The organism is Methylobacterium indicum, assembly GCF_001043895.1.
GTDB lineage: Bacteria > Pseudomonadota > Alphaproteobacteria > Rhizobiales > Beijerinckiaceae > Methylobacterium > Methylobacterium indicum.
The window spans coordinates 1-11,077 of the sequence record NZ_JTHF01000253.1; the positions used below are offsets into that span (position 1 = coordinate 1).

The window sequence follows — 11,077 nt, forward strand, 5'->3', positions numbered from 1 at the left end:
GGGCAGGCCAACGCAAGTCCACTGAGGTTCTTGCTTTATCGCAGATTTTTGCCGCCGAACCGGTTTCCGCTTCGGCGAAATCTGCTTGGGGCGCCCGTTCGGGCGGGGCCGGGCCGGAGAGGCCCCCGCCTCGCCGGCTCCGGGGATATCCCAGCCTACTTGCACTCCTCGCGGGTGCGCTTCATCGCCTCGCCGAAGCCGTCGAGGGCGTATTCGTCGGTCGAGGCGTTGCCGCGCTGCGAGACCGCCTTGACCACGACCTTCTTGCCCCGGGCCATCTCGGCGACGACCTTGCCCTCGTCGGCCGGGTTCTGGACCCAGGCGTTGCTGCCCTTCACCACCAGCGCGTAGCGGGCCGAGCCGATCGTCAGGCTGGGGTCGGCGGCGCTCGGGCTCGGCACGGCGCCGTTGGCCGCCGCCGTGGTGGCCTGGGCGCTGCCGGGCTTGGGCGCGAAGCCGAGCATCACCGCGACCTCGTTGTTGACCTTCTCGCCCTTGCGCACGGTGACGAAGAGGTAGGCCGGATCGCGCTTGAGGCTCTTGGGCAGCCGCACCTGCGGCTGGCTGATCGCGTAGCAGAGGCGCGACTTGCCCTCGCCCGCGGCGAAGACGTTCCAGTCGCCGAAGGTGCCGATCGGGCTCGCCTGCAGGCTGGCGGGAGCGGCCTCGGCCTTGGGCTTCGGTTTGGCCGCGGCGGGCAGGACGAGGAGGGACAGGCCGGCGGCGGCCAGGAGGAATGCGCGAATCATGCGGGAACTCTAGTCGCGGGCGGTGCGCTTGCCCACCCGATTGCCGGAAAATGCGGCGAAATCAGTGGGCTACACCGCCGCTTCGCCGAATTGCTGCGGTGCAGGAATGACCCTGGCGCGCCGGTGGGGCAAGGTCCCGCCCGGAAACGCACGCGAGAAAGGCCGCGAAGGTCGCATGACTGCCCCATCCCCGTCGGACCTGCCCGAAACCATCCCGGTGCGCGAGGCGCACCGCTTCCCGACCGAGGCCCTGGAGGCCTTCCTGCGGGAGCAGGGGCTGGGCGCCCTGCACGAGTTGCGGCAGATGCGCGGCGGGCAGTCGAACCCGACCTTCCTGGTGATGGCCGAGGCCGGCGAATACGTGCTGCGCAAGCAGCCGCCGGGCAAGCTCCTGCCCTCGGCCCACGCGGTCGACCGGGAGTTCCGGGTGCTGCAGGCCCTGTCGCGTACCGACGTGCCGGTGCCGCAGGCGGTCGCCTTCTGCGCCGACCCCGCGGTGATCGGCACGCCGTTCTACCTGATGGAGCGGCTGCACGGCCGGGTGTTCTGGGACCCGATGCTGCCGGAACTGCCTCGCGAGGAGCGGGCCGGGATCTACGACGGGATGAACGAGGCGCTGGCGCGCCTCCATCTCGTCGACCCGGCGGCGATCGGGCTCGCCGATTTCGGCCGCGCCGGCAACTACTTCCAGCGCCAGGTCGAGCGCTGGTCGAAGCAGTGGACCGCCTCGAAGACCCGCGAGAACGCCGCGATCGACCGCCTCGCCGAGTGGTTGCCGGCCCACATTCCGGCGGACAGCGACGAGACCCGGATCGTCCACGGCGATTTCCGCCTCGACAACATGATCTTCCACAAGACCGAGCCGCGGGTGATCGGCATCATCGACTGGGAGCTGGCGACCCTCGGCCACCCGCTCGCCGATCTCGGCTACAACTGCATCGCCTACAACACCGACCCGACCGCCTATCGCGGCATGCTCGGGCGCGACCTGCCGGCCCTCGGCATCCCGACCCAGGACGAGTACGTGCGCCGCTACTGCGAGCGGACCGGGCGCAAGGACGGCATCACCCCATTCCACGTCGCCTTCGCGCTGTTCCGCCTGGCGGTGATCCTGGAGGGCGTGCTCGCCCGCTCGAAGGCCGGCAACGCCTCGAGCGACGAGGCGAGCCAGAAGGGCGCCCTCGGCATCGCGCTCGCCGAGCGGGGCTGGGAGCTGGCGCGCAGCCAGGCTTGAGGGAAGGGCAGCCGCGAGGTCGCGTGCCGACCGCCGGCGGAATTCAGCCGGCGGCGCGTTCGCGCTCGCGCCGCCGCTGGAGGCGGGTGACGCCGTAGATCGTCGCGAGCCGCAGCCGGGCGGAGCGGACCTGCGGCGCGCTGCGCTCGGCCTGGACCGCCGCGATGGTGCGGAGCGCGGCCTCGACGGAGCGTTCGAGCGCGGCGGTCTCCTCGCCGCGGGTGGATCGGACGGCCTGCATCGGGATCTCCCCTCCTGCTGTCTCGGGTCCGGTTTGACCCGGACAATCCGGCGCGGACGGGGCCGGATGGTGGCGGGATCCGGCCCTGTCTGAAGATTCCGTTCACGAAGCTCGGCCGGACGCGGGCGCCCGGGAACCTCGGCGGCGCCTCTCAGACGAGCGGCACCGTCGGCCATGCGGCCGAGGCGGCGGCGGCGGCGTCGAACACGCCGTCGATCCCCTCGCGCCAGAGCGAGAAGAGCGTCGGCGGGCTCAGCGCCAGGACGGCATGGACCTCCCGCCCGCCGAGGCGGAACTCGGCGCCGAGGCGCTGGGCCAGCGCCCGCATCCGCCGGTTGCCGGGAAGGCAGCGCAGGTGGAGCCGACGCGTGCCGGCGTTGCGGGCGGCCTCGGCCAGGCGCGCGCCGAGGGCGGCGCCGAGCCCGCGGCCACGATGGCCAGGCGCGACCGTGAAGGCGATTTCGGCCTCCGCGGACGCGCCCGTCGGCCGCAATTCGCCGATGCCCCGCAGGATCCCGTCCGCGAAGGCGCCGAAGACCAGGCCCTCGGCGGAGACGGCGTGCGAGGCGTAGGCCGCGGCCGCCGCCTCGCTCACCGCGCCCATGAAGCGATCGAAGCGCGAATCGGGGTCGAGGTCGCGAAACAGGCCGACGACCGCGTCGCGGTCGCTCGACCAGAGGCGCCGGACCAGGGTGCCGGCGGGAATTTCTCGGGTGTCTGGCATTCTCGAGGTGCACTCCGGACAAGGACGGCACGATCTCGAGCGTTTCCCCATCCCGGCCGAAACCGGGCCCGGTCGAAACCGGGATTGTGCAATGCAACAGATGGGGGTGCCGTTCCGGGGCCGCACGGCACGACGGCCGTGCCCCCGGCGCATGCGGCCGCCATGATGCGACCGCATTGCGTGGGCCCGCCCCGCGGGCTAAGCCCCGTGCCGTGACCCAAAGCCCCGCTTCCGCCGCCGCCGGCCCGGTCGCCGCCCGCTACGATGCCCTGGTGGCGTCGGGCGCGATCGAGCGCGATCCCGCCCAGACCGTCCTCGTCGATCGCCTCGACGGGGTGATCCGCGACCTCGCCGCCGTGCCGCCGCCGGCGAGCCCCGGCATGCTCGGCCGGTTGTTCGGCCGCAAGCCCGAGCCGGTGGCGGGCCCGCGCGGCCTCTACGTCTGGGGCCTGGTCGGCCGCGGCAAGACCATGCTGATGGACCTCTTCCACGAGGAGGCCCCGGCCCCGAAGCGCCGGGTGCACTTCCACGCCTTCATGGGCGACGTCCACGAGCGCATCCACCGCCACCGCCAGGCGGTGAAGCAGGGCACCGCGAAGGGCGACGACCCGATCCAGCCGGTGGCCGAGGCCCTGGCGGCGGAGGCGCGGCTCCTCTGCTTCGACGAGTTCACGGTCACCGACATCGCCGACGCGATGATCCTCGGGCGGCTGTTCACGGCGCTCTTCGCCCGCGGTACCGTGATGGTGGCGACCTCGAACGTCGAGCCCGACCGGCTCTACGAGGGCGGGCTCAACCGCGCCCTGTTCCTGCCCTTCATCGACCAACTGAAGGAGCGGGTCGCGGTCGTGCGGCTCGATTCGCGCACCGACTTTCGCCTGGAAAAGCTCGGCGGCAGCCCGGTCTACCACGTCCCGGCGGACGACGCGGCGGCTTCGGCCCTCACCGGGGCGTTCCGGGCCCTGTCCGGCGAGGCGCAGGGCCGGCCGGCGACGATCCAGGTCAAGGGCCACGACGTGGCGATCCCCGAAGCGGCCGGCGGCGTCGCCCGCTTCACCTTCGCGGATCTCTGCGCCCGGCCCCTCGGCGCCGCCGACTACCTGGCGCTCGCCGAGCGCTTCCACACCGTGATCATCGACGGCATCCCGGTGATGGACATGCCCCAGCGCAACGAGGCCAAGCGCTTCATCATCCTGGTCGACGCGCTCTACGACACCCGCACCAAGCTGCTCGCCTCCGCCGCCGCCGAGCCGACCGGGCTGTATCTCGCCGATTCCGGCCGCGAGGCGTTCGAGTTCGAGCGCACGGTCTCGCGCCTGATCGAGATGCGCTCGGAGGAATACCTCGCCCTGCCGCATGGACGGCCGGATTCCGAGGCCTCGGGGAGCACGACGGGGCTGGTGGAAACCTGAGACGCGTTTCTTGATTGTGCCGCATTCGGCGCGCCGAAGCGATGGCGCGTCCGCGTTGTTAGATCATTGTTCCCGAGGCCCCCGATGACCCCCTCCCCGCATCAGACCGACCTGTCGCCCGAGCGTGCCGTCGCGGCGATCTCGCGCTGGCTGGCGGTGGAGAGCCCGACGGACTCCGCCGAGGGCGTCAACCGGATGATGGACCTCGTCGCCGGAGAGGCCGCCGACCTGGGTCTGACCGCCGAGCGGGTGCCGGGCCGGGACGGTTTCGGCGACAACCTGATCCTGCGGGCCGGCCCGCGGAACGGCGAGCCCGGCCTTCTGGTCCTGTCCCACCTCGACACCGTGCACCCGATCGGCACGCTCGCGAACGACCTGCCGGTGCGGGTCGAGGGCGACCGGCTCTATGGCCCGGGGGTCTACGACATGAAGGGCGGCGCCTGGCTGGCGCTCCAGGCCTTCGCGGCGGCGGCCCATGGCGGGCTTGCGCGGCGTCCCCTCACCTTCCTGTTCAGCAGCGACGAGGAGACCGGCTCAGTCTCGACCCGCGGGCTGATCGAGGATCTCGGCCGGACGAGCGCCGCGGTGCTCGTCACCGAGCCCGGCCGCGACGGCGGCAAGGTGGTGACCGGGCGCAAGGGGGTGGGCCGCTTCGACGTCCATGTCGAGGGCCGGCCCTCGCATGCCGGCACTCGCCACGCCGACGGCCGCAACGCCATCCGGGAGGCCGCCCGGCTGATCCTGGAGATCGAGGGGCTGACCGACTATGCCCGCGGCGTCACCACCACGGTCGGGACGATTCTCGGCGGCACCGCCGAGAACGTGGTGCCGCAGCATTGCCGCTTCGCCGTCGACCTGCGGGTGGTCACCGCCGCCGACGGGCAGGATTATGCCGGCCGCATCCTCGGGCTTAGCGCCTCGCCGGATTTCCGGGTCACGGTGACCGGCGGCATGAACCGGCCGCCCTACGACGCCGAGGCCGGCGCCGCGCTCTACGCCCACGCCAAGGCGCTCGCGCGCGACGAGCTCGGGCTCGACCTCGGCGAGGTGCCGCTCACCGGCGGCGGCTCGGACGGCAACTTCACGGCGGCCCTCGGCATCCCGACCCTCGACGGGCTCGGCATCGACGGCGACGGGGCGCACACGCTCCAGGAATACGGCCTGATCTCCTCGATCGCGCCGCGGCTGCGGCTGATGCAGCGGCTGCTGGAGACGCTGTGAGTGCGAGGGGCGGCGCGATCTTTCGCGCCCGCCCCGCGTTGCCGGCCCGCATCCCCGAAGGATGCGGCCTCGGCACGGATAACCCACGCGCATGACCGACCGCAAAAACCCCTGGGTCACGCTGTCCCGCGAGCGCCGCTACGAGGACCGCTATCTCGGCGTCGACCTCGACCAGTTGCGCCATGAATCCGGCCGCGAGCACCCGCATGTCGCCCTGCGCTTCAAGGTGTTCGGCGTCGCGGTGCTGCCGGTCGATCCCGCGGGCCGGGTCACCCTGATCGGCCAGTACCGCTACGTCCTCGACCGCTTCACCTGGGAGCTGCCCCGCGGCTCCGGCCCGGTCTCCGACGACGCGCTGGCCACGGCCCGGCGCGAACTCCGGGAGGAGACCGGGGACGAGGCGGGATCCTGGCTCGAAGTGTTGCGGCTCGACGCCTCGCCCGGCATCTCGAGCGAGCGGGTCCCGGGCTTCGTCGCCTGGAACCTGACGCGCGGCCCGGCCGATCCGGACCCGCAGGAGAGCCTGCGCCTGCGCCGCCTGCCCTTCGCGGAGGCTGTGGGCGAGGCCCTGTCGGGCGCGATCACCGACGGGCCGAGCGTGGCCTTGCTGCTGTGCCTCGCCGAGCGGGCCCGGCGGGGCGACCTGCCGGCGGATCTCCTGGGCTTGCTGCGGATGTAGCGGAGCGTCTTTCGGGGATGCATTGCACCCTCATGCTCCGTTTCGGGAAGCCAGGCCCGATCGCCCGCGGACCGCGGTGGATTTCGTCGCGGAACATCGTCCGGGCGGCCCCGCCTAAGGCTCACTCGGGCTTGAGGCCCGAGCGCGCTTCCAGCTCCTGCAGGGTCCGGCGCGCCACGCTGGCGCCGGGCAGGCGGCGCTCGCGCTCGAATCGGGCGAGGGCGGCGCGGGTGGTCGGGCCGGCGATGCCGTCGACGGTCAGCGGGCCGTAGCCGAGCTTGATCAGGGCGCGCTGCGCGTAGGCGACGGCCTTGTCGGGCTTCGCCCCGGCCGCGGGTGGGACGGCGTGCAGCGCCGAGGCCTTCGGCTCCCCCGCCCTCGCCTCGCGGACCGGGGCCGGGGAATGGGGAGCCTTGGCCGGCGTCGCACGGGGCGCGGCCTCGCGAAGCGCAGGCGCGTGGCTCGCGCTCTCCCGGGCCGAAGTCGCTTTCGCGGGCCTGTCGGGCGCGGGTCTGGCGGGGGAGGACTTTGACCCGAGAGACGCCGTCGTGTGGTCCTCACCGCGCAGCAGCGCGCCGATGGCGTCGGGCTTGGAGGCTCGCGGCGCCGGCTCGGCGGCCTGCGCGGCGCGGGTGTCCGAGGCCGGCCGGTCGGGGCTCGCCTTGTCGGCGGAGGATCGCGACGCCGGGGCACCGTCCACCGCCGCGCCCGCGGAGGACGCGCCCGCGGGCGGGACCTTGCCGACGGGCGCCTTCGCGAAGAGCGGCGCCGGGTGGCGCCCGGTCTGGAAGCTGAGGGCGTTCGCCGCCACCGCCGCCACCGCCCCGAGGGCCAGGAGGCCGCCGACGATGCCGGCCGGGTGCCGCATCAGCCGGTCGGCCCGCCCCCGCAGACGATCGAGGGGACCGGCCGGACGCGGCGCGGCCCGGGCGACGCGCGGGGCCCGGGGGGCCGAACGCGGGCGCGGTGCCGGCCGCGCCTCGGCGGTCAGGCCCGGTTCGGCCGCGGCCGCGCCGGGAAGAGCGACGTCGGGATCGTGCCGGCGGGCCGGCGCATCGTCGGGACGACGGGGCGGGGCCGCGTCGCGGCGACGGTCGAGGGCTCCGTCGCGTCTCCGGGCTGGCGCCTCGGACATCGCATCTCCTTTCCGGATTCGATCGATCGGCCGCTTGCGGGGGTCTCAGGATCCGCCGGCACGGCGCGTGGCTCAGCCGGTGAGCCGCAGCGCGGCGGCGGGCAGCTCGCCCGGGACGGGGGCCGCGGGCGGAGGCAACGCCCCGGACGGCAAGGCCGCCGGGACCGAACCGGCCGCCGCGAGGGCGGCGGTGCGGATCGGCACCGGGTTGCCGGGATCGCCGCGGCCGACGCGGCAATCGAGCGGCAGGGTGACGACCACCCGGGTGCCCCGGGACGGACCGCTCTCGACGGTGAGCTCGCCGTGGTGCAGCCCGACGAGGCCGCGCACCACCGAGAGCCCGAGGCCGGTGCCCTCATGCGGGCGGCCGTAGCCGGATCCGGCCCCGAGGCCGGCCTGGAAGAACGGATCGCCGAGCCGCGGCAGGTCGGCCTCGGCGATGCCGATGCCCGTATCGGTCACCGCCATCTCGATCCGGTCGAACACCCGGCGCACAGAGAGCGTCACGTCGCCGCCGCGGGGCGTGAACTTCACGGCGTTCGACAGGAGGTTGATCAGCATCTGCCGGCAGGCGCGCGGGTCGGCGGTGACCTCCGGCAGGTCGGCGGCGATCTCGCGCCGCAGGCGCACCCCGCCCTGGTCGGCGCGGATCTGCATCAGGTCGCAGACGCCACGGGCGAGGCCGGCGATCTCGAACGGCTCGGGCGCGTAGTCGAAGTTGCCGCTCTGGATCCGCGACATGTCGAGGAGGGTGTTGACCACCTCGAGCAGGTGCCGGCCCGAGGAATGGATGATGCCGGCATATTCGCGCCGCCGCTCGGGCCCGAGCGCCAGGGTCGATTCGGCCTCCAGCATCTCCGAGAAGCCGATGATGGCGTTGAGCGGGGTGCGCAGCTCGTGGCTGACCGTGGCGAGGAAGCGGCTCTTGACCTCGTCGGCGCGCTCGGCCGCCGCGCGGGCCTCCTCGATCTCCTCGGACCGGCGCCGGTGCTCCGACACGTCGCGGGTCACCGCCACCACGGCCGCCTCGCCGGCCACCGCCGGCACCATCGCGCCCGGCACCCGGTGGGCACGCATCTCGGCCCAGATCACCGGCCCGGCCTCGCCGGCCTCGCCCGCGGCATGCAGGCGGAACTGCACCGTCACCGGCTGGGCCTGGACGGCGGCGGCGCTGAGCGCGGTCAGGAAGGCCGGCCGGTCGGAGACGTGGACGCGGTTGAACAGACCGCGGCCTTCGAGGGCGTCGGGCGTCGTCCCGGCGAGCGAGCGGGCGGCGGGGCTCGCCTGCAGCACGCTGCCGGTGCGGTCGTGCCAGGTCACGAGATCGTCGATGGCATCGAGGAGAAGCGCGTCGCGCATCGAGGCGGCATTGAGCCGCGCGCTCCAGCGGCCCTCCCGGCGGCGATGCTCGAGGGAGAGCGCGAGGACGTGGCAGATCGCCGTGATGGCGAAGACCGGCATCGCCAGGGCCGAGGGCCAGGCGAAGAAGCCGAAGCCCGTGGCGGGCTCGATGACCGCGACCGCGACCGCCCCCAGCATGGCCAGGAGGGCCGCCACCAGGGCGGCGCGGTGCGAGCCGGCGAGCAACGCCTCGACCGGGATCATCACGAGCCAGATCGTGACCGCCGAGCTCGGCCCGCCGGTGAGGCTCGCCAGGCACACGACGAGGCCGGTCAGCGCCGCCGAGGACACGCCGTGCGCGAGCGTCAGGTTGCCGGTCCGCGCCAGCAGCAGGGCGGCGAAGACCGGCAGGATCAGGCAGGCCGCCGCCGCCGCCTCGACGAGGGTCGGCACGCCGCGCCACAGGAGATAGGGGGGCAGCATCGCCATCAGCACCGCGCCGGTGGCGAGCCGGGAGATCAGGAACCGCTCGTGGCGGGCCCTCTCGGCCGGGTCGCCGGCGGTGGATTCATGGACGAGACCCGTCAGGCGGGCATCGACCAGGGACGCAAAGGCACTGTTGATATGCACACCGCCACGCCAGCGCGAGGAACCCTGCGGCCCCGGCGCCCCTACTCTGCGAACTCCCGGAAACCCTCGCAGAGGCGGCTTAAACGAACGTTAGAGCGCAGGGCGGGTGGAAAACCTGTCCACGGATCACCGAGCCCCGGGCCTGCTCCTGCTCATGTCAGCCGGTCATCGCCTCGGCATCGTAGCCGGCGCGGCCCAGGGCCTGGGCGATGTCGAGGGCCTGGGCGCCGGTCACGACCGCGACCTGGCCGCGCTCCAGGTCCACCGACACCTCGGCCTCCGGGTCGAGGCGACGGATCGCCTTCGTCACCGCCGCAGCGCATCCGCCGCAGGTCATGCCCTCGACCTTCATCGTCAGGTCCATCCGTCCATCGGCCCGGTCGATCGTCATCGCCAAAACTCTCCCTTGCCGCGGCCCTTCAATGCCGCCATCAGTCACGACGCTCCGCCGGTGCCCGCCGAACCGTCGCGCGGCACGCCAGGGCCGCACAAGCCATGTCGGGTACTGCGGCACCTCGGACAAGGTCGGGCGAAAAGCGTGGGAAGCCCGCAGCCGCGTCTTGCGGGCATCCGGCACCTCGGCGACAACCGGGGACGCGTCGGGTTCCCGCGAGACCCGGCACGTCCTCGATGCTCTAAGAGGAATCGCCATGGCCCTCATGATCGGCCGGCGCGCCGATCGGTCGTCGGCGGGTCGGATCGCCCTCAGCCTCTCCTGCCTCCTGGCGGGCGCGGTCTGCCTTGCGGTCGCATTCCTGTCGGCGCCCCTCCTCGGCGCGGTGGCCGGGACGGCCCTGGTGGCCGCCGCCCTCGGCGGCGTCGCGACCGCGCTCGCCTACCGACGGGCCGGACGCCTGGCCGCGCAGGTCGAGCGGATGTCGGGCGAGATCGACCTGCTGTCGCGCCGCCTCCTCGCCGTCGAGCAGCGGGGCGCGCCCGCCGCGCCGGTCGCCGATCTGCAGAACGGCCTGTCCGAGGTCACGGCCGAGATCGGCCTTCTCGGCGGCATCGTGCGCGAGCTCGCGGTGGCGGTGGCGGCCCAGGACGAGGACCTGATCCGCCTGAAGGCCGGAATCGCCCCGGCCACCCCCGCGGCCGCGTCTCCGACGCCGGCCTTCACGGCGCCGCCGGTCCAGGCCGCGCCCGTCGCCCAGGCCGCGCCCGTCGCCCATGCCGCGCAGGCAACCCAGGCTGCGCAACTCGCCCCCGTCCCGCCTGCTCCTGCGCCGATGCCGGCGGCGCCGATGACGATGGCGTCCCTGGCCGCGGCACCGCAGCCGACGGTGCACGCCGCGCCGCCGCCCTACGCGCAGGCTCCGGCCTACGCCCCGATGTCGGCGCCCTCCCCGGCCGTCCCCGCGCAGGCGCCCCAGACCGCGCCATCCTGGTCTTCCGCCGCCCCGGCCGCGCAGGCCGCGGCGGTGCAGGCCCGGCCCGAGCCGGTGGCCGAGCGGGTCCCGCAGGCCGATCCGATCCTGCCGCGCGAGGCCGCGCCGGCGCCGCGCCGCCCCTTCGTGCCGGAGCCCGCCGTGGCGCCGCGGCCGGAAGCCGAGATCCTCGCCGCGCTCGGCGAGGGGCTCGAGGTTCATCTCCAGCCGATCGTCAGCCTGCCGCAGCGCAAGGTCGCGTTCTACGAAGCCCTCGCGCGCCTGCGCGTCGGCGACGCCCTCCTGGCACCGTCGGACTTCCTGCGGGTGCTGGAGCGCCACGG

Annotated in this window: 10 protein-coding genes and 1 pseudogene; 5 read left to right on the plus strand and 6 right to left on the minus strand. The window is 73.9% G+C overall.

Translation table 11 applies throughout. From position 1 onward, the window contains the following. Window positions 1-155: 155 nt before the first annotated feature. Complete coding sequence (locus QR78_RS25765) at window positions 156-749, minus strand: invasion associated locus B family protein (RefSeq protein ID WP_048430452.1); 594 nt, start codon at window positions 747-749, stop codon at window positions 156-158. A 175-nt stretch (window positions 750-924) separates the two neighbouring features. Here QR78_RS25765 and QR78_RS25770 point away from each other — a divergent pair, with 175 nt between their 5' ends. Then, a complete protein-coding gene (locus tag QR78_RS25770; RefSeq protein WP_048430453.1) occupies window positions 925-1,983 on the plus strand; it encodes a phosphotransferase in 1,059 nt (352 codons plus the stop codon). A gap of 43 nt (window positions 1,984-2,026) precedes the next feature. Here the strand turns inward: QR78_RS25770 and QR78_RS25775 are convergent, their stop codons facing one another. Continuing rightward, entirely contained in the window at window positions 2,027-2,224 is a 198-nt protein-coding gene (locus QR78_RS25775) for a hypothetical protein (RefSeq protein ID WP_048430454.1), read from the minus strand. 151 nt (window positions 2,225-2,375) lie between these two features. Next, window positions 2,376-2,948, minus strand: a complete 573-nt coding sequence (locus QR78_RS25780) for a GNAT family N-acetyltransferase (RefSeq protein ID WP_048430455.1) — start codon at window positions 2,946-2,948, stop codon at window positions 2,376-2,378. A gap of 212 nt (window positions 2,949-3,160) precedes the next feature. Here QR78_RS25780 and zapE point away from each other — a divergent pair, with 212 nt between their 5' ends. The 3 genes from zapE to QR78_RS25795 all read left to right on the plus strand — a co-directional run bounded on the left by zapE (window position 3,161) and on the right by QR78_RS25795 (window position 6,260). Continuing rightward, entirely contained in the window at window positions 3,161-4,360 is a 1,200-nt protein-coding gene (gene zapE, locus QR78_RS25785) for a cell division protein ZapE (protein ID WP_048430456.1), read from the plus strand. Between the two features lie 84 nt (window positions 4,361-4,444). Then, window positions 4,445-5,581, plus strand: a complete 1,137-nt coding sequence (locus QR78_RS25790) for a M20 family metallopeptidase (RefSeq protein ID WP_048430457.1) — start codon at window positions 4,445-4,447, stop codon at window positions 5,579-5,581. Between the two features lie 91 nt (window positions 5,582-5,672). After that, window positions 5,673-6,260 carry an NUDIX domain-containing protein gene (locus QR78_RS25795; RefSeq protein ID WP_048430458.1) on the plus strand — a complete coding sequence of 196 codons (588 nt, stop codon included), beginning with the start codon at window positions 5,673-5,675 and terminating at the stop codon, window positions 6,258-6,260. A 121-nt stretch (window positions 6,261-6,381) separates the two neighbouring features. Here QR78_RS25795 and QR78_RS25800 read toward each other — a convergent pair whose 3' ends face one another. From QR78_RS25800 to QR78_RS25810, 3 genes are all read right to left on the minus strand, one after another. Beyond that, complete coding sequence (locus QR78_RS25800) at window positions 6,382-7,395, minus strand: peptidoglycan-binding protein (RefSeq protein ID WP_053221093.1); 1,014 nt, start codon at window positions 7,393-7,395, stop codon at window positions 6,382-6,384. 72 nt (window positions 7,396-7,467) lie between these two features. Continuing rightward, the gene (locus QR78_RS25805) at window positions 7,468-9,366 is read right to left on the minus strand and encodes a sensor histidine kinase (protein ID WP_048430459.1); all 1,899 of its coding nucleotides are present in this window, start codon (window positions 9,364-9,366) and stop codon (window positions 7,468-7,470) included. Window positions 9,367-9,523: 157 nt separating this feature from the next. After that, entirely contained in the window at window positions 9,524-9,757 is a 234-nt protein-coding gene (locus tag QR78_RS25810; RefSeq protein WP_244276603.1) for a heavy-metal-associated domain-containing protein, read from the minus strand. A gap of 259 nt (window positions 9,758-10,016) precedes the next feature. Here QR78_RS25810 and QR78_RS35680 point away from each other — a divergent pair. After that, window positions 10,017-11,077, plus strand: a pseudogene (locus tag QR78_RS35680) (hypothetical protein); the annotation flags it as partial.